This is a genomic window from Planomicrobium sp. YIM 101495 (genome assembly GCF_009707665.1).
Taxonomy (GTDB): Bacteria; Bacillota; Bacilli; order Bacillales_A; family Planococcaceae; genus Planococcus.
In genome coordinates, this window is record NZ_WLZW01000003.1 from 21,513 (window position 1) to 39,463 (window position 17,951).

General features: G+C 50.9%; 17 protein-coding genes. 11 read left to right on the plus strand and 6 right to left on the minus strand.

Going from position 1 to position 17,951, the window contains the following annotated elements; genetic code table 11:
• The gene (gene kynB, locus GIW82_RS11320) at positions 1-621 is read left to right on the plus strand and encodes an arylformamidase (protein WP_154750059.1); all 621 of its coding nucleotides are present in this window, start codon (positions 1-3) and stop codon (positions 619-621) included.
• A 63-nt stretch (positions 622-684) separates the two neighbouring features.
• Here kynB and GIW82_RS11325 read toward each other — a convergent pair whose 3' ends face one another.
• On the minus strand, positions 685-1,113 hold the full coding sequence (locus GIW82_RS11325; protein ID WP_154750060.1) for an arsenate reductase/protein-tyrosine-phosphatase family protein: 429 nt from the start codon (positions 1,111-1,113) through the stop codon (positions 685-687).
• A gap of 133 nt (positions 1,114-1,246) precedes the next feature.
• The gene (locus GIW82_RS11330; RefSeq protein ID WP_154750061.1) at positions 1,247-1,765 is read right to left on the minus strand and encodes a universal stress protein; all 519 of its coding nucleotides are present in this window, start codon (positions 1,763-1,765) and stop codon (positions 1,247-1,249) included.
• Positions 1,766-2,270: 505 nt separating this feature from the next.
• On the opposite strand from GIW82_RS11330, the gene GIW82_RS11335 reads away from it, so the two are divergent.
• Both GIW82_RS11335 and GIW82_RS11340 read left to right on the plus strand, forming a co-directional pair.
• Complete coding sequence (locus tag GIW82_RS11335; RefSeq protein WP_154750062.1) at positions 2,271-4,007, plus strand: ABC transporter ATP-binding protein; 1,737 nt, start codon at positions 2,271-2,273, stop codon at positions 4,005-4,007.
• A 2-nt stretch (positions 4,008-4,009) separates the two neighbouring features.
• A complete protein-coding gene (locus GIW82_RS11340) occupies positions 4,010-5,764 on the plus strand; it encodes an ABC transporter ATP-binding protein (RefSeq protein ID WP_154750063.1) in 1,755 nt (584 codons plus the stop codon).
• A 106-nt stretch (positions 5,765-5,870) separates the two neighbouring features.
• Here the strand turns inward: GIW82_RS11340 and GIW82_RS11345 are convergent, their stop codons facing one another.
• Positions 5,871-6,074, minus strand: coding sequence for a YheE family protein (locus tag GIW82_RS11345; protein WP_154750064.1), 204 nt, complete (start codon positions 6,072-6,074; stop codon positions 5,871-5,873).
• Positions 6,075-6,148: 74 nt separating this feature from the next.
• Here GIW82_RS11345 and GIW82_RS11350 point away from each other — a divergent pair, with 74 nt between their 5' ends.
• From GIW82_RS11350 to GIW82_RS11360, 3 genes are all read left to right on the plus strand, one after another.
• Complete coding sequence (locus GIW82_RS11350) at positions 6,149-7,306, plus strand: DUF445 domain-containing protein (protein ID WP_370456213.1); 1,158 nt, start codon at positions 6,149-6,151, stop codon at positions 7,304-7,306.
• 13 nt (positions 7,307-7,319) lie between these two features.
• Positions 7,320-7,667 carry a YlbF family regulator gene (locus GIW82_RS11355; RefSeq protein WP_154750065.1) on the plus strand — a complete coding sequence of 116 codons (348 nt, stop codon included), beginning with the start codon at positions 7,320-7,322 and terminating at the stop codon, positions 7,665-7,667.
• 81 nt (positions 7,668-7,748) lie between these two features.
• Entirely contained in the window at positions 7,749-8,528 is a 780-nt protein-coding gene (locus GIW82_RS11360; RefSeq protein ID WP_154750066.1) for an enoyl-CoA hydratase, read from the plus strand.
• A gap of 222 nt (positions 8,529-8,750) precedes the next feature.
• Here GIW82_RS11360 and GIW82_RS11365 read toward each other — a convergent pair whose 3' ends face one another.
• Positions 8,751-8,936, minus strand: coding sequence for a YhzD family protein (locus tag GIW82_RS11365; protein WP_154750067.1), 186 nt, complete (start codon positions 8,934-8,936; stop codon positions 8,751-8,753).
• Between the two features lie 127 nt (positions 8,937-9,063).
• Here GIW82_RS11365 and GIW82_RS11370 point away from each other — a divergent pair, with 127 nt between their 5' ends.
• The 5 genes from GIW82_RS11370 to yhaM all read left to right on the plus strand — a co-directional run bounded on the left by GIW82_RS11370 (position 9,064) and on the right by yhaM (position 16,250).
• Positions 9,064-9,963: an ABC transporter ATP-binding protein gene (locus GIW82_RS11370; RefSeq protein ID WP_154750068.1), complete on the plus strand. Its 900-nt coding sequence runs from the start codon at positions 9,064-9,066 to the stop codon at positions 9,961-9,963.
• Positions 9,956-11,200, plus strand: coding sequence for an ABC transporter permease (locus GIW82_RS11375; protein ID WP_154750069.1), 1,245 nt, complete (start codon positions 9,956-9,958; stop codon positions 11,198-11,200). The genes GIW82_RS11370 and GIW82_RS11375 overlap by 8 nt, the downstream gene beginning before the upstream one ends.
• Before the next feature lie 100 nt (positions 11,201-11,300).
• Positions 11,301-12,512, plus strand: a complete 1,212-nt coding sequence (locus GIW82_RS11380) for a metallophosphoesterase family protein (protein WP_154750070.1) — start codon at positions 11,301-11,303, stop codon at positions 12,510-12,512.
• A 4-nt stretch (positions 12,513-12,516) separates the two neighbouring features.
• The gene (locus GIW82_RS11385; RefSeq protein WP_154750071.1) at positions 12,517-15,312 is read left to right on the plus strand and encodes an ATP-binding protein; all 2,796 of its coding nucleotides are present in this window, start codon (positions 12,517-12,519) and stop codon (positions 15,310-15,312) included.
• Positions 15,309-16,250, plus strand: coding sequence for a 3'-5' exoribonuclease YhaM (gene yhaM / locus GIW82_RS11390; protein ID WP_154750072.1), 942 nt, complete (start codon positions 15,309-15,311; stop codon positions 16,248-16,250). Before GIW82_RS11385 ends, yhaM begins: the two co-directional genes overlap by 4 nt.
• Positions 16,251-16,658: 408 nt before the next feature.
• On the opposite strand, the gene GIW82_RS11395 is transcribed toward yhaM, so the two are convergent.
• Positions 16,659-17,546 (minus strand): peptidylprolyl isomerase, encoded by an 888-nt coding sequence (locus GIW82_RS11395; protein WP_154750073.1) that lies wholly within the window; start codon positions 17,544-17,546, stop codon positions 16,659-16,661.
• A gap of 167 nt (positions 17,547-17,713) precedes the next feature.
• The gene (locus GIW82_RS14920) at positions 17,714-17,899 is read right to left on the minus strand and encodes a hypothetical protein (protein ID WP_154750074.1); all 186 of its coding nucleotides are present in this window, start codon (positions 17,897-17,899) and stop codon (positions 17,714-17,716) included.
• Between the last annotated feature and the right edge of the window lie 52 nt (positions 17,900-17,951).

The following is a 17,951-nucleotide window of genomic DNA, read 5'->3' on the forward strand; positions in this document are numbered from 1 at the left end:
ATGACGAAGGAAATCATCGACATTACGATGCCGCTCCGTTCAGAGACGCCGGAATGGCCGGGAGACACACCATTCGACTTCCATTTATCAGTGACGAAAGAACAGAGCGGGTCCGTCAACATTGGACAGCTTACCGCTTCTACCCATATCGGGACACATATCGATGCCCCATTCCACTACGATGAACATGGCATGACTGTGGAGCAGTTGCCGCTGAACGTTTATTTGACGACGGCGCAAGTAGTGGATGTAACCGGCTTGAAGGAAATCACGGAGAGTGACATGCCGGAAGTCAAGAGTGGCGTGACGGCGATTCTCTTGAAGACAAATGCGTGGACAGATCGTTCGGTTTTTCCGTCCGCGTGGCCATTGTTCGACCCGGCCATCGCAAGCTGGATGTCGGAGCACGCCATCACGTTGCTCGGTGTCGATGTGCCATCGATCGATCCGGAAACAAGCAAGGAATTACCGATGCACCACGCGATGAAAGACAACCACCGTTACATTCTGGAAGGTATCGTACTTGATAAAGTGGCAGAAGGAGTGTACGGACTGACAGCGCTTCCGCTGAAAATAGCAGGGGCGGACGGAAGTCCTGTACGTGCGGTCCTGACCCACTAAGAACAGCTAAAAGAGCCATCAGCGATGCTGATGGCTCTTTTAGCTGCGAATGAATGGATGAGTTCAAATGCTTCGGAAAAGCGGTTCCATCTCTTTCACTTGCATGGCGATTTCGTCGCATACTTCCTGATAGGCAGCCCATCGGTCAGGGGAATCCGTCGTATGCTGTTCGGGATCTTGGATATTCCAGTGGATTACGCGTTGGGACGATAGGTCCGGAGGGACGGATTGCCGCTGAATGTCGCCGTCATATAGAGCGACGATGAGATCTGCATTATTCACTTCTTCCGGGTTGTATTGTCGCGGTTCGTAATCGGGTAATTGGATCAGGACTTCTTTCAATATTTCAATCGGAGTTTCCGTAATCGAAGGTTTCTCCCAAGCCGCACTTTTAATATCCCAGTCATGAAGCTCTAATTGATGGGTCCAGATTTCGGCCATGAGGCTTCGGTGTTGCTTGGATGACAAAAAATAGACAGTATGTTTGGCCATGGTGCTTCCCCTTCTTCCTATGTTTCAAGTCGTTTCGAATAGTCTTCTTTACCCAGATGGGGGAATTATGAAACCATTAAACACGTTATATTGATAAGTAACGATAAAAATATGATAGTCGTTAGACTTCCTGTTATTTGACGACAAGAACCGAGCAATCGGCTTCTTGCAGTAGGCGTCTGCTGACGGAACCGATGAAAAAGCGCTGCAATCCGGATTTGCCGCTATTGCCGATAATCAGCAGGTCGATTTGCTGTTCTTCGATGAACGCCGTGATGGTTTTGACTGCTGGTCCATCGAGTGCGAGTACGGAAGCCTGGATCCCTTTTTCGTCAAGACGCTGCTGGATGGTAAGATGCATCTGCTTGGAGAGGTCATGGATATCGGTGTCTTCGGGGCCGGTGACGGTATCTGCGAATTCACCGGCATCCGGGGGAATCAGTTGATTCCGGGTATTATCCGCAATGGGTGAGGCAATCGGGACAGTAGAGCCTGCGCTATTTAAGAACCCGATGTTCTCGTTCGTTTGTTCGTTCACATAGATGATGGTGATTTTGGCGTCTGGCAGCAGGTTGAACAGCTCCGCTGCTTTCTCGAAAGCGAGCTTACTTCCTTCCGATCCATCATATGCGACTGCAAGGTTTTGATACATGTATTTCACCCTCTTTTCTAATGACTTCCCATTATTATTGTTAGTTTTTAAGTACCCGAATAAACAATGATAGAAACATAAGTAATGTTCGATGAATTCTAAAAAGTGTTGACAATGAGAATTGCGCAGTGATAGTGTTGAAGTACTAAATAATTCGGGAAGGGAGGTTTTGAAGATGGCGAAGATCCAAAAGAACAGCTTATCTAATTTCATGCAGTCTTCAGGCCTTCCGATCAGTCCCGGCTTCATTCATTGAGCCGGTTTTAACAAAGGGGGCGTCTGTCTCCTTGTCATTTCATGAGCGTATGCCCATCAAACGGCGTGCGCTTTTTTGTGTTTTGAACAGCCTGGCTGTCCAAATAAATGAATGGCGCTTGTCATTCGACTAAAACGACAAGAGGAGAATGGTTATGTGGAAGATGGGAAATGGAATTACAATCTATGAGGCGGCACGAAGCGGGTAGCGGGATTGCCATTAAAGGCTCGGGGAAAGAAGGCGTAAAACATGTTTGATGTATTATGGAAATTAAGAGGATTTTTCAAAGACAATTGGCTGCGGTACACGCTTGCGATCGGGATGCTCTTCGTCGCGAACTTATTGGAGATTGTGCCGCCGTGGTTGATCGGAGTAGCGATCGATGCGATTGCACAAGACCGGCTGACGTCGGACTTGATGATGCAATACATCGGTGTGCTGCTGCTGGCGATGGTACTCGCCTATTTGACGAACTTCGTCTGGCAGTACCAGCTGTTCGGAGGGGCTTATTTATTGGAACGGCAGTTGCGTTCCGGTTTGATGAGCCACTTCTTGAAGATGGCTCCACCTTTTTATGAGAAGAACAGAACGGGCGACTTGATGGCCCGTGCGACAAATGACTTGCGGGCTGTTTCGGAAACAGCAGGCTTCGGGATTTTGACATTGGTCGATTCGACGCTTTACATGGCGACGATCATTGTCGCGATGGGCTTCCTTGTTTCGTGGGAGCTGACGCTGCTTGCGCTGTTGCCGCTCCCGATCTTGGCGTTGATCGTCCAGGCACTCGGCAAGCGTATCCATGCCCGCTATACAGCGGCACAAGATGCCTTCGGGGGAATGAATGACAGTGTCCTGGAATCGGTCGGGGGTGTCCGGGTCGTTCGCGCTTACGTCCAAGAGCGTTCATCGGAACAGGATTTCTTGGATATGACTGAAGACGTCTACAAGAAGAATATGGCGGTGGAGCGCATCGATGCGCTATTTGCACCGGTCACGAAAGTATTGACTTCTGTCAGTTACATGATCGGAATCGGCTACGGTGCAGTGCTTGTGTCGCAAGGGACATTGACACTAGGCGAGCTTGTCGCATTCAACGTTTACCTTGGCATGGTCGTCTGGCCGATGTTCGCAATCGGGGAGATGATCAACATCTTGCAGCGGGGGAATGCTTCGCTCGACCGTGTCAACGAAACATTGGACCATAAGGAAGATGTGGCGGATACAGTTGCACCGAAACGTGCGGACCGCCCGGAAGTGATCGGCTTCGAGGACTTCCACTTCAAGTATCCACAATCGGACAACGCCAATTTGGCGAATATCAAGATGGCGTTGAAGAGCGGTCAGACGCTCGGCATCGTCGGAGCGACCGGCAGCGGGAAGACGACGTTCGTCAAACAGCTGCTGCGTGAATATCCAGCGGGACAAGGTTCGCTGTCGATCAACGGCATTGAACTCGCAGATCTATCGAAAGACGAACTGCGCGGGTGGATCGGCTATGTGCCGCAAGATCACGTCCTATTTTCACGCTCGATCCGGGAGAACATCCTGTTCGGTAAACCCGATGCTGACGAGAAGGAAATCAAGGAAGCGCTAAGGCTGTCTTCGTTCGAGAAGGATTTGGAAATGCTGCCGCGCGGTCTCGATACGCTCGTCGGCGAGAAAGGAGTCTCTCTTTCGGGTGGCCAGAAGCAGCGGGTCTCCATTGCGCGCGCACTAATCAAAGATCCGGAAATCCTGATCCTCGATGACTCGCTGTCGGCTGTCGACGCGAAGACCGAAGCGAACATCATTAAGAATATCCAAACGGAGCGGCAAGGCAAGACGACGATTATCACCACGCATCGATTGTCTGCTGTCCAGCACGCGGATTGGATCATCGTCCTTGATGACGGGAAAATTGCCGAACAAGGCAAGCACGAACAATTGTTGGAAGAAAAAGCCTGGTACCAGGAACAATTCCTCCGCCAGCAAATCGAGGAGGTGTAAGAATGGGGACAGGAAAACGTTTAGTCAATTATGCATTGAAGTTTAAACAGACGCTCATTCTCGGACTCGTTCTGCTCGCCGTTGCGGTTGCAGCGGATCTAGCTGGTCCATTGATCGTCAAGGAAATCATCGATAACCACATTGCGGTGGCGGGAGCGGACTTTGACTTCACACCGATCGCCCAGTTGCTCGTCCTGTTCCTCGGACTCGGCATTGTCACGGCGATCTTCCGCTTTCTGCAATACATCGTCCTGCAAAAAGGGGCGAACTTGATCATCAAGAAAATGCGGAATGACGTCTTCGAGCATGTGCAACGACTGCCGATCCGTTATTTCGACGACTTGCCTGCCGGGAAAGTCGTGTCACGTATCACGAACGATACGGAAGCGATCCGTGACCTGTTCGTGACAGTGCTGTCGCAATTTGCGACGAGCTTCATGTACATCGGCGGAATCTTTATTGCAATGTTTTACCTTGAATGGCGACTTGCTGCAGTGCTGCTCGTGTTGATTCCGCTCCTTTACGCGTGGATGCTGCTTTACCGGAAGTACGCTTCCAACTATAACCATGTCGTCCGCGAGAAAGTCAGCGAGATGAACGGGATCATTAACGAATCGATCCAAGGGATGACGATCATCCAGGCATTTCGCCAGGAGAAGAAGATGAAGGAAGAGTTCGAAGGGTTGAACGACCATCACTTCAAATTCCAGCGGAAACTGCTTGTATTAGAAGGCATCGCTTCTTATAACTTAGTCGGCGCGCTTCGTTCGGTCGTCTTTGTCGTCTTCATCTGGTTCTTCGGAAGTGCTGTCCTGTCGGGTGGTTCGGTCGTGACGGTCGGTGTGCTGTATGCATTCGTCGACTACATCATCCGCTTGTTCAACCCGATCAGCGGCATCGTCAACCAGTTCGCCAAGCTCGAACAGGCACTGGTGGCAGCAGAGCGTGTCTTCCGTCTGCTTGACCGGACGGGTGAAGCCGTCAGCGATGAACAGATCGAACGATACGACGGCAACGTCCGCTTCGAGAATGTCTGGTTCGCTTACAAAGAAGAAGAGTACGTCTTGAAGGATATTTCGTTCGAAGCGAAGCAAGGAGAGACGGTCGCCTTGGTCGGCCACACTGGTTCTGGGAAAAGCTCGATCCTGAACTTGCTGTTCCGATTCTATGATGTTTCGAAAGGAACGATCACGGTCGACGGCAAAGACATCATGTCGATGCCGCGCCAAGCATTGCGGAGCCATATGGGAATCGTCCTGCAGGATCCGTACTTGTTCAGCGGTACGATCGAATCGAACATCTCGCTGAACGACCCGCGCATCACGCGTGATAGAGTCGAACAAGCGCTCCTCCAAGTGGGCGGCGACCGTGTGCTCCGTCACTTGCCAAAAGGCATCGATGAGCCGGTCGTCGAAAAAGGCAGCACGCTGTCATCCGGACAGCGTCAGCTCATTTCGTTCGCCCGTGCGCTCGCTTTCGATCCGGCAATCTTGATCCTGGACGAGGCGACATCGAACATTGACAGCGAGACGGAAGAGATCATCCAGCATGCGATGGATGTCTTGAAAGACGGCCGCACGACGTTCATCATCGCGCACCGACTTTCTACAATCAAGAATGCGGACCGCATTCTTGTGCTGGATCGCGGCGAAATCGCCGAGTCCGGAACGCATGAAGAACTGATGAAACTGGAAGGCCAATATTACCAAATGTACAAATTGCAATCCGGAACGTCCATTGCCCGCTCTGTCGGGTAATGGGCTTTTCTTTTGGTTATACTCCGGGTGTTCCAACTGTCAATCTCGCTTCGTTTTCCCTATAATTAAGGAAGCATACAAAAAAGCACTGGAACTTTCCAGCGCTTCAATCGTATACATGAAAGAGCATAAGCTCATGAATCATCTTCTTGACTGCCTCTTCATCGGCCGGTGCGTCGTTCAGCCAATCGATCGTTCCGTCGGGCTGATACTCGGCACGGAACTTCTCACTTTTGTAATAGAACGACAAGTTCCATCCGGGCAGCTGATGATTCTCGAACATCGGTTCAAACTTGAAATGCTGCAGCATCATGATCCTCCTTTTTCCATACACCCTTATTATACGGGCAGTACATGCAGTTGACAAAGACCAAATAGAAAAGAGTGACCGCGTTGAATATCGTAACAACTATTTTAACAATGGCGCTGATCGGTTCACTGATCGGGGCATTCACGAATTACATCGCCATCAAAATGCTCTTCCGCCCATACAATGCCGTATACCTCGGCAAATGGCGCCTGCCGTTTACTCCAGGCTTGATCCCGAAAAGAAGAGACGAGCTGTCCACACAACTCGGACGCATCGTCGTCGACCATCTGTTGACACCGGAAACTTTCAAGAGCCGGTTCCTGAACGAAGACATGCACACGCGCGTGGAAGCATGGATCCAGCAGCGCCTGGAGAAGCACGTGTTCCAATCCGGGAAGTCGTTCCAGGACTGGCTGGAAGCTGCCGGTCAGCATGATATGAAGGACCGGATCGAAGTGAAGCTGGACGAACTTGTAGATCGCCAGTACGCATCGGTCCGCTCGAAGATGGAAGGAAAGACGATCCGGGAATTGATGCCGGAATCGTGGAAGAAAGAAGCCGACCGGAAAGTGCACGAGTCGATCGAATATGCACTCGGACGCGCGACCGCTTACTTCGAATCGTTCGAAGGGCGCCAGGCGATCCGCAGCCTTGTGGATGAGTTCCTCCTGTCACGCGGACGTCTCGGCAACATGCTGCAGTCGCTGTTCGGCGAATCGACTTCACTGATCGACCGCATCCAGCCGGAAATCATCAAATTCCTGCAATCTCCAAAAACGTATGAGATGGTTTCGAACTTGGCTAATGATGAATGGGAAAAGCTGCAAAACCGCGAAGCGGATGAGTTATTAAAGGAATTTGATTTCGAATCTGCAATCGAATCCGTGAAACAATATGTTCGTGAAAAAGCCGCAGTCGAACGTCGTCTCGAGGCATCACTTGCAGAGATCTGGCCGAATGGTCTAGAATGGGCAGGTGAGAACGTCACGCCGCTCGTTACGGATTTCATCTTCCAGCAAGGGGAAGCGAAGCTGGAAGAAACAATGCTGAAAATCGATTTGCAGGGCATGGTCAAGGAGCAAGTCGATTCATTGCCACTGGCGCGACTGGAAGAACTGGTCGTCAGCATTTCCAAGCGGGAACTGAAGCTGATCACCGTCCTTGGTGCGGTGCTCGGGGGATTGATCGGAGTTGTCCAAGGGATTCTCGCATTAGTAATAAATACACTGTAGAGGAGAATGAATGATGACAGTAAACATTTATGACGATATCAATCGTCTGGAAAGCACGTTCCGTACAACAGAGGAGTTCAAGAGCTTGGAGAAAGCGGTAGCAGCAGTTATGGCAGATCCAGCAGCGAATGAACTGTTCAAGAACTTCCGCGACCTGCAAGTGACGTTGCAGCAAAAACAAGCGCAAGGCGAAGAAATCACAGAAGAAGAAATGGAGCATGCGCAGCAAACTGCACAAGCGGCACAGGAGAACCAAACGATCCTGAACATGCTTGAAGCGGAGATGGGCCTGAGCCAGATGCTTGAAGAAGTGAACCGCGTGTTGGTGAAACCGATCCAAGAGCTTTATAACAAAATGTAAGATTTTAAAGGGATAATAGGAAAGACACCGAATAGTTAGAAGTGAGGAACAATTCATTTCAACGAAGGGGTGTCTTTTTTTATGTACGAAACAATTCAATTGACGAAGAACGGACAGGTCGGGGAATTGATCCTTAACCGTCCGAATGCAATGAATGCGATGAATATGAAAATGATGGAGGAGCTGGCGGATTGCCTGGAGGACCTCCACAACGATGATACGCTGAAAGTCATCATCTTCCGCGGAGAAGGCCGTGCGTTTTCCGCAGGCGGTGATATCAAGGCGATGCAAGGCGGCGGAGATGAATTTGATTTGAGCGAAGCGATGCAGTTCGTGACGCGGATCGCTTCGGCACTTTACACACTGCCGAAGCTGACGATCGCAGCGGTCCACGGAGCGGCAGCAGGCCTTGGCTTCAGCTTAGTGCTTGCATGCGACCACGTCATCGCGGAAGAAAACAGCAAGCTCGCAATGAACTTCATCGGCATCGGACTGATTCCGGATGGCGGCGGCCACTTCTTCATGAAGGAACGGGTCGGTGTGCCGAAAGCGAAGCAGCTGATCTGGGCTGGCCAAATGCTGAAAGCGCACGATGCGCTCGCAAAAGGCTTGATCGAAGAAGTGACAGCGGAAGGACGCGCATTGGAGCGGGCGAATGAATATGCGGAAGAAGCGCTGCAGTCTCCGCTGAAGGCGAAGCTTGCGACGAAGAATATCCTTCATCAGCAAAAATTGCCGGAGCTGAAAAACATCCTTGCGATGGAAGAGACAAGCCAGAACGCGATGCGCCAAACAGCTGACCACAAGGAAGGCATCACAGCTTTCGTCGGCAAACGTCCGCCACAGTTCAAAGGAGAATGAATGGAAGTCGTCCCTGGGGTGTGGGACGGCTTTTTATGTGGGGCGTCTGGATGTTAACCGGGGATATTCGGCAGATAACCGGGGATATCGACCAGATAACCGGGGATAAAACGGAAATAACCGGTGTTTTCCGTCAAATAACCGGTGTTTTCACTTACATTGGCTTGAGACATAAGAAAAGCCGCCCCCGAAAATGAAAGGGACGGCTTCTATCATGACTTCTCAAGAATGGAAAAGAATCAATTTGCCGGTAGGCGATGCAAGACGGTGCGTGTGATCGAGATATTCTTTCTCTTCCAGCACCGCTTCCCCTTGTTTCTTGGCCAAGTCGTCTGTTTCGGCAGTGATGGTTTCATCTAATAAGATGGCGCCGGTTTTTTCGTAGACAAGCAGTTTGTATGTTCTCATCGTTCATCCACCCCTTCTGAATGCTCATTCATGTTTATTATAAGCGCTTTCCGCAAAAAAGTCCGCAAATATTGAATCTTTTGTGAGAAAAGACCGTATTACTAAATAACAGGAAGGTGGGAGTAAGATGAGCTTAGAAATTATAGACGCGACAAAGCGCTTCGGCGACTTCACGGCGGTCGACCGCTTGAACTTGGAAGTCGCGGAAGGCGAGATGCACGGATTCCTTGGTGCGAACGGCGCAGGCAAGACCACGACATTCCGGATGATTCTTGGACTGCTGGACCCGACGGAAGGAAAGGTCGGCTGGAAGGGCGGTCCGATCAACTATTCGAACAGTCCGGAAATCGGTTATTTACCAGAGGAGCGGGGCTTGTATCCGAAGATGAAAGTAGAAGAGCAATTGGTCTATCTTGCTCAGCTGCGCGGCATGAACGCGCAAGATGCTAAGCATGAAGCCACGCGCTGGCTGGAGCGTTTCGAAGTACCGCACTACGCGGCGAAGAAAGTCGAAGAACTGTCGAAAGGGAACCAGCAGAAGATTCAGCTGGTCGCATCGTTATTGCATAAGCCATCGCTCTTGGTGCTGGATGAGCCGTTCTCGGGACTTGATCCGGTCAATGTCGAGATGCTGAAAGCGGCCATCCTTGATTTCCAAAAAGAAGGGGCGACCATCATCTTCTCGAGTCACCGGATGGATCACGTCGAGGAGCTTTGTGACAAGATGAGTATTTTGGATAAAGGGAAGGTAGTGCTCGACGGCTCGATCAAGGAAGTGAAGCGGTCGTTCGGCAAGAAGAACGTGCGGATCCGAATGGACCAGGACATCGAATCGCTGAGCAGTGTTCCAGGTGTCGAGCACTTCAAGAAAGTTCCTGGCGGTGCTCTTTTCCAGGTCGCGGATGAAGCGGTGGCTGAACGGCTGCTGGCAGAAGCGATGAAGTTCGGCATGCTGCGTCACTTCTCCATCGAAGAACCTTCACTCGAAGAAATCTTCATTGCGAAAGTAGGGAAAGCATATGCGTGAGTTCTGGATTATTTTCAAGCAGGCGTTCATGACAAAGGCGAAGACGAAATCGTTCATCATCACGACAGCCATTGCGGTTGCAGTGTTCTTCCTACTGGCGAACTTGCCGAATATCATCGGCATGTTTGATGATGGGGAGGAAGACGTGCTGCACATCGTGGACGAATCAGGCGAGCTTGCTCCGCTCTTGCAGGACCAGCTGGCGCAGATGGATTCTTCCACACAGGCGATGCCGACTGATATGACGGAGGCCGAGCTCCAGGAAGGCATCATGGAAGGCACGATTTCCGCTTATATCGTCTTGACACAAGGCGACAGTCTCGGAGCGCGCTACGTCTCGGAGTCTGCGAGCGAGTTCGATAATAGCTCGGAACTTCAAAATGCGGTGCAGAACATGCAGACAGCGCGGATGGCAGAGGAGCTTGGCCTGACATCTGCACAGCTCGGGGCATTGTTCGCGCCGGTCGAATTTGAACGCGAGTCCGTTTCTGAAAATGCCAAGTCCGAAGAAGAGTTGAGCCAGGCGCGTGGACTCGTCTACATCCTCATCATGCTCATTTACATCGCGGTCATCTATTACCCGAACATGATCGCAATGGAAGTGGCGACAGAGAAATCTTCGCGCGTCATGGAGATCTTGATTTCGAGTGTCTCACCGGTCAAGCACATGTTCGCGAAAATCGCCGGAATCGGTATGCTCGGGATCCTGCAGATGATGATTTTCGGTCTTGCCGGATTCACGGCATTGAAAACATCGGGAAGTGATTTATCGGAAGGTTTCTTCTCAGTCTTCGGATTTGGGGATGTGCGTATCAGCACGTTCTTGTTCGCCGTTTTGTTCTTCCTGCTCGGCTACTTCTTATACGCTGTACTGGCGGCACTGCTTGCATCACTCGTTTCACGGACAGAAGACGTGAACCAGCTGATGCTGCCGATGATGATGTTGATCATCATCGGATCACTTATCGCATTCTCCGGAATTTCCATGCCGGACGCGACGTATGTGACGGTGTCATCGTACATTCCATTCTTTGCACCGCTTGTCATGTTCCTGCGTGTCGGGATGCTGGATCTTCCGCTCTGGGAGCCACTCCTGTCGATTGCCATCATGCTCGCGACAATCGGAGGGCTCGGCTGGTTCGGTGCACGTGTCTACCGCGGCGGTGTGTTGATGTATGGTTCAGCACAGTCGTTGAAGGATATCCGCAAAGCGTTGAAGCTCGGAAACACAAAATAATTGCAGCAGCTACAAGGGATGACCTTGTGGCTGCTCTTTTTATTTTGCGCCGCGCGTGGTAAAATTAGAACAAATATTCGCTTTTTGAAGGGGCATGATCATGGAGCAGCTTCGATTCATTCATACGGCAGATCTGCATCTCGGCAGTCCATTCCTCGGCATGGCCGGATTGTCAAAAGATGCACAGGATAAGTTGAAAAACAGCACATTCGCCGCGTTCGACCGGCTCATTGCTTACACACTCGAAACCAAGCCGGATTTCGTATTGATCGCGGGGGACATATACGACGGGGAAGACCGCAGCTTACGCGCACAGCACCGCTTCCAGCAAGGGATGGAACAGCTTGCGCGCGCCGGGATTCCGGTCGTCCTGTCATATGGCAACCACGATCACTTGAGCGGCAAATGGGCACGGTTCGAATTACCGGAAAACGTCTATTCGTTCGGTCCGGAAGTTTCCACCTATTCATTGCCGACGCCAAAAGGCACCGTGCAAATTAGTGGATTCTCCTACGGGGAGCGGCATGTGAAACGAGCGATGATCGGCCAGTATCCCGCATCTGATGGGGAAGGCTATCATATCGGCATGCTGCACGGCAGTATGGACGGCGAGAGCAGCCACGCAGTTTATGCACCGTTCACGAAAATGCAGTTGATCAGCAAAAATTACGACTACTGGGCACTCGGCCATATTCACTTGCGGCAAGTGCTGAATGAACAGCCACCGATTGTTTATCCAGGGAACATCCAAGGGCGCCACCGGAACGAACAAGGGGTAAAAGGATTTTACGATGTGACACTTTCGAAACAATCAACAGCACTTCAATTCATTTCAACTTCTGCTGTTCATTTCGGAGCGGTCGAAGTTGCGTGTAGCGGCTTCGCACACATGAACGAACTACTCGATGTGGTGACAGAGCGTTTGATGACGTTCACGCAAGAATACAGCAGTGCAGCAGTAGACGTCACAATCGTTCCAGAAGATGAAGCGGCGATGGAGTTGCTCGGACAGACCGATACTGCCTCCCTGTTGGAGACATTGAGAGAAACCTCGGAAGCGATCGAGCCATGGGTTTGGATCAACCGGCTGACAATCGCTGGGGGCACCGGAAGTGAGATGCCAGCAATCGGAGAGAAGTTGATGGAAGGTATGAATACATGGGAGCTCTCGGATTGGAAAGCAGTTGTCAATGAACTGTACCGCCACCCGAAAGCAGCGCGTTTCCTCGATCCGCTCGATGATGCAGCGGCGAATGAGGTATTAGCAGAAACGGAAGAATACTTACGGCGTTTTTTGCTGGAGAGGGGCTGACGGATTGAACATCACGAAATTGGTCATTTACGGCTTCGGTAAGCACGAGAATGTGACGATCGACTTGACGGCCGGCGCCACGGTCATCTACGGCCCGAACGAAGCAGGAAAGACGACAATCCAGCAATTCATCATGCAGACGTTATTTGGCTACCCAGCGAAAAATCAAAGTGGCCGGCGCTATGAGCCGAAAGCAGGCGGTAAGTTCGGCGGGCAGCTGCATGTGGAAGATCCCGCGTACGGACATGTTGTGATCGAACGGACGGGTGAAACGTCAAAAGGGAGAGTGACGCTGTACTTTGCAGACGGGCGGCGAGGCGGGGAGCAGGAACTGCAGCAACTTCTGCGCAATTACGACAAAGCCTCCTTTGAAGCGATCTTCTCATTTTCGGTCCTTGAACTGCAGCATTTGGAGAACATGGCAGAAGAAGAGCTGAGCCGGACGCTGCTTGCTTCCGGAACGACGGGGATGGATGCGGTCACGGCACTTGAAGCGAAACTGGAAAAAGAAATGGCTCGGCTTTTCAAGAAATCGGGACGTATTCCGGAAATCAACCAGCTGCTCGAAGAACTGCAGCAAATGGAAAAGGATTTGAAAGAGCACCGTGCAGCGGCAGAAGAGTATGCACCAGCGATCGATCGGATCCAAGTGATTGAAGCGCGGCTGCAAGACATCGCGAAACAGGAAGAGGAGCTGAGCGATAAGCTCAGACAAGCAGCGAAATGGCAACAGGCGAAGCCGTTATACGAACGCATTGCCGTGCTTGAAGAAGAGCAGAACCAACTTTCTGTAGAAGCCTTCCCGGCAGACGGCAGACGCCAAATGGATCGTCTCCACGACCGCTTGGATGAGACGAAGGCGAAAATGGAGCTGCTCGGAAAACAGGCGGACGAACTTCGGGAGACCATAGAACCGTTTGAAGACACGACAGCGCTGGTGCGGCTCGCCAACCGCGAGGCCGAATGGCAGAGGATGCTCTTGAATGAGCGGAGCCAAAAAGAAGAGCTCGATCGTCTCGAGGATGTGCAGGCGGATATGCTTGGATTATTGGGCATGGAAAGAGCCGAAGCATCCAGCGCGGATGTTTCATTGGCGCAGGAAGAAGAGCTCGCGAAACAAGTGGAGCAAGCGAAGGCGGAAGAAGAGGCGGAGCGGTATGCAGCGCGGCGCATCGAGGAAGAGAAACGCCAGCTTGCGGATGCAGAGCAGGAGTTGCGGCTGTTCCTGCAAGATGAGCCGACGGAAGCGGATCGGCTCGCTGCAGAAGAATGGCAGGAAACGGACGGACAGAGAAGTACAGAACAGCCGGCAGGTAATGGACGCGCAAATCTTTTATCGACGTCCGTTCTGGTGGTCGCTTCAATCACAGTGCTATACGGACTGCTGCAGCCGAACTGGGTGATGATCTTGATTGGTGTACTCTTGCTAGCTGCAGGAATCGGACTTATGTTCCGCCCCGTGGAACGCGTGAAGGAAGCTGCACCAGTGGATCGGGAAAAGTTGTTCAGGAAAAAGGATGCGTTCGAACGTGTGACCCGTTTTGATGAGCAGTTGGATCGCTTGATGGAACAGACGGAAGCGGCGAGGCGCCGAGTCACGCGTGCGTCGGAAATCCGGCCGGATCGAAAGGCAAGAGCCGCGTGCGCAACATTTTTCGCTGGACTCGATTTTCCTGAAAATATCGGACTGACGACTGCACAGGAGCTATTCCGAAAACTGCGGGAATACCAGTCGCTCGTTTCGAAAGAGACGCGCCTGTTGAAAGAGCGGGCGGAACTTAAGGAGGAACTAGTTCGCTGGCATGCGGAAGCACAAGCAGTGTTACAAAAAGAAATGGTGGTTGAACAACTGATGCCGGAAGTGAAAGCGAGTCTCGCGGCTATGGAGCGTCGCAATAGCGAACGGCAGCGGACGATTGGCCAACTGGAGGAATTGGAAGCAGCGTATGCGGAACAACGTGCGTTATACGGACAATTGCTGGAGCGTCGTGGTATATGGTTCAAGGAAGCGCATGCAGAAGACCGGGACGGATTTTATGCATTTGCGGAACAGTGGGAGCGGAAGCAAGCGATTGCGCAAGAGCTGGGCCCGCTGCAGCGGCAGTTGGCGGCGATCGGTCGAGTCGAAGAGCCAGAGGGATGGTCGGAAGCATTCGCCGATGTTTCCGAGCAGCAGCTGCAGGAGTGGCATGCAGAGCGGCAGCGCCTTCTCGAAGAACGGGCGAAGCAGCGGCAGTTTGTAGAGTATTTATTGACGGACGAGGTTTACGAGGGAAAACTCCAACAATTCGAAGCGAAAAAAGCGGAGCTTGCGGAGCTTGCGCGCCAGTGGTCCGTATATCGCTCACTGTCGGTCGCGATCGAGCGGATGATGGAAGAGCTGAAGGAAACGAAGCTGCCGCATGTACTGGAGCACGCTGAGCGTTTCTTCGAGCAGCTGACGGAAGGGAATTATACGGGACTGGAATTGACAGAGAGCGGCATGTTCGAAACGCTTCGGCAGGACGGGATGCGTTTTCGGATCATCGAGCTGAGCCAGGCGACGAAAGAACAGGCGTATATCGCGCTGCGTCTGGCACTGGCAGATTCCTTGAAAGACAGCCACCCGTTCCCGATCTTGATGGACGATGCCTTTGTCCATTTTGATCGCCGGCGACGCGAACAAATGATAAACTTGCTTACAGGGCTACAAAAACAACATCAATTCATTTATTTTACTTGCCATGACAATATCAAGTCCAGCTGGCCAGAAGCGCAGACACTCGATATTGCCACGATCGGAAGGGGAGTTCATCCATGACAAAAGGAATTACGCAATATGAAGTAGGAGAGACGGTCGATGTGTTTCTATTGATCAAACAATCGGCGAAAGGCGTAACCACTACGGGAAATCCGTTCATGTCGCTTGTGCTTCAAGATAAAAGCGGCGACATCGAAGCGAAATTATGGGATACGAAAGACGAGCATGAAAAACTGTATGCAGCGGAGACAATCGTCCGTGTCGGCGGCGAAATCCATAATTACCGCGGCAAAAACCAATTACGCATCAAGAGCATCCGTCCGGCGCGTCCGGAGGAAAACCAGACGATTGCGGATCTTTTGCCGTCTGCGGAGAAGAGCACGGAACAATTGCTCGAAGAAGTGCTCCAATATTTATTCGAAATGGAAAACCCGCAGCTCCAGCGCATTACGCGCCATATTTTGAAGAAGTACCAGCAGGAATTCTTGACGTATCCGGCGGCAACGCGCAATCACCACGATTACGTATCCGGTCTCGCTGATCACGTGGCGTCGATGCTGCGTCTCGGGAAGGCGCTGTGTGATATTTATCCGTCACTCAACCGGGACTTGCTGTATTCAGGCATCATCCTTCACGATATCGGCAAAGTATTCGAATTGTCCGGACCGATTGCGACGACCTACACAGTGAAAGGGAATTTGATCGGCCATATTTCCATCATGGTGACGGAAATCGAGAAGGCTGCAGAAGAACTTGGAATCGACAGTGAAGAAGTACTGCTGCTTCAGCATATCGTCCTCAGTCACCACGGCAAAGAAGAGTGGGGCAGCCCGAAAAAGCCGATGATCAAAGAAGCGGAGATCCTCCACTACATTGACAACATCGATGCCAAGATGATGATGCTTGACCGTGCGCTCGGGAAGACCAAGCCAGGCGAATTCTCGGAGCGGGTGTTTGCGCTCGATAACCGGTCGTTTTACAAGCCCACGATCGAATGAAGGAGATTCTCCTGACCGCGTTTATTTTAATCTGTGCCATCGGCGTTGATTGACGATCTGGATGTTCAATCAAGAAGTGACGGAAGGCTATGTGTTTTCCAGCTTAGAATCGAGCATATGGGTAATAGAACTGACGCCCAAGGAAACGGATGGAAAAAATCGAGAAGAGATGCTAGAGCTGCTGGATGAAAAGGCGGCAGAATCGGTTGGGACCACATATGACATTCCTTTTTTGAACCGTTTGAGCGATCCAACTTATAAAGAACGGCAGAAAGTGAAAATCTATTGGACCGGCATGGTTTTTCAATCAGCACCGGCTCAAATTAAAGATACGCTCCTGATTTTGAAAAAACGGATGATTAACAGCACAAAAGAGCCGCCCCGAAATTCGGAGCGGCTCTTCTCTATTTATTCCCCTGCAGGCTCAGTATTCATGATGCTGTCGAACGCGCCTTTCAGGTCTTTATCTTTAATGTCGATATTCGCTTCTTCCATCATGTCAGCAATTTTCGGAATCAATTGGCTTTGATTCGCTGATGCACGTGTTTCAGTCAGTTGTTCACGGATTTCTTCGCGTGAATCTTCAAGTGACTTCTCTTGCTCCACTTCGCGTGTATCTGTGATCTGGATGATGTGGTAACCGAACTGTGACTGGACTGGTGCGCTGACTTCATCTACTTCAAGTGCAAAAGCAGCGTCTTCAAATTCCTTCACCATTGCGCCAGTAGTGAACCAACCAAGGTCACCGCCGCTTTCCGCTGAACCGTCAGTCGAGAATTCGGCTGCAAGTTGTGCGAAATCTCCGCCGTCGTCCAATTGTTGCTTCACGCTATTCGCTGTTTCTTCATCAGCTACAAGAATATGGCGTCCGTTCAATTCTGTGCCGGACCGCTCATAGAATGCTTCGACTTCTTCATCCGTCACTTCGATGTCTTCCATCAATGCTTCTTCCTGAAGCAAGTTCAGACGGATTACTTGGCGGTAGCTTTCTTCTGTTTGGTTGTTCTGTGCCAACCACTGGTCGAAACCGTCCGCTAGTTGTTCTTTCGTGCTTTCGAATTCCGCTTCGACGTCTTCGTCTGTGACTTCATAGCGGTCCGCCAGTACTTTCTCGACCATCATGATCTGTACAGCCTGATCACCGATCGATGATTTCATTTCTTCATAAAGCTCATCTTTTGTAATATCTCCGACTTCGGAAGATACGAGTACTTCGCTGTCGGCACCGCTGTCGCTGCATGCTGCAAGCGCGAGCACTGAAGCCGCAAGAGTGAATGTGAAAAAAGTTTTCTTCATAAATTTCTCTCCTTACTTTCTATCTGGATGCAAGAATTACTATACCATAGACGTACTGAAATCCAAAAAAGTTTCGTCAAGCTTTCATGCGGTCGGGCGAGGGAAGGTGAGGTGCTTTAACGGAAAAGTCCGAAAATAAAAAGCCCACATGCCTGGAGCATGTGAACTTAAGCTTTAAATTCAACGCCGACATATAACGAAATAAGTAAAATCAATATGAGAATATTGATCGTACGGAAAATTTTCTCGTGATTTTCTTCCGGAATCTCCCGCGACGTAACGAGAGCAAGAGTCATCCGGTTAATTTGGAATACATAAAAAACGGAGAATATGATGACCAATGCGACAAACATGAACTTCCTCCCCTCTAAACTCTTTCTACAGTATAACAAAGAGTCGTGAAAA

Excerpts from the sequence above, each read along its gene's own strand:
- kynB (WP_154750059.1), top strand. The coding sequence starts at position 1 with ATGACGAAGGAAATCATCGACATTACGATGCCGCTCCGTTCAGAGACG.
- GIW82_RS11325 (WP_154750060.1), bottom strand. The coding sequence starts at position 1,113 with ATGGCCAAACATACTGTCTATTTTTTGTCATCCAAGCAACACCGAAGC.
- GIW82_RS11330 (WP_154750061.1), bottom strand. The coding sequence starts at position 1,765 with ATGTATCAAAACCTTGCAGTCGCATATGATGGATCGGAAGGAAGTAAG.
- GIW82_RS11335 (WP_154750062.1), top strand. The coding sequence starts at position 2,271 with ATGTTTGATGTATTATGGAAATTAAGAGGATTTTTCAAAGACAATTGG.
- GIW82_RS11340 (WP_154750063.1), top strand. The coding sequence starts at position 4,010 with ATGGGGACAGGAAAACGTTTAGTCAATTATGCATTGAAGTTTAAACAG.
- GIW82_RS11345 (WP_154750064.1), bottom strand. The coding sequence starts at position 6,074 with ATGCTGCAGCATTTCAAGTTTGAACCGATGTTCGAGAATCATCAGCTG.
- GIW82_RS11355 (WP_154750065.1), top strand. The coding sequence starts at position 7,320 with ATGACAGTAAACATTTATGACGATATCAATCGTCTGGAAAGCACGTTC.
- GIW82_RS11360 (WP_154750066.1), top strand. The coding sequence starts at position 7,749 with ATGTACGAAACAATTCAATTGACGAAGAACGGACAGGTCGGGGAATTG.
- GIW82_RS11365 (WP_154750067.1), bottom strand. The coding sequence starts at position 8,936 with ATGAGAACATACAAACTGCTTGTCTACGAAAAAACCGGCGCCATCTTA.
- GIW82_RS11370 (WP_154750068.1), top strand. The coding sequence starts at position 9,064 with ATGAGCTTAGAAATTATAGACGCGACAAAGCGCTTCGGCGACTTCACG.
- GIW82_RS11375 (WP_154750069.1), top strand. The coding sequence starts at position 9,956 with ATGCGTGAGTTCTGGATTATTTTCAAGCAGGCGTTCATGACAAAGGCG.
- GIW82_RS11380 (WP_154750070.1), top strand. The coding sequence starts at position 11,301 with ATGGAGCAGCTTCGATTCATTCATACGGCAGATCTGCATCTCGGCAGT.
- yhaM (WP_154750072.1), top strand. The coding sequence starts at position 15,309 with ATGACAAAAGGAATTACGCAATATGAAGTAGGAGAGACGGTCGATGTG.
- GIW82_RS11395 (WP_154750073.1), bottom strand. The coding sequence starts at position 17,546 with ATGAAGAAAACTTTTTTCACATTCACTCTTGCGGCTTCAGTGCTCGCG.
- GIW82_RS14920 (WP_154750074.1), bottom strand. The coding sequence starts at position 17,899 with ATGTTTGTCGCATTGGTCATCATATTCTCCGTTTTTTATGTATTCCAA.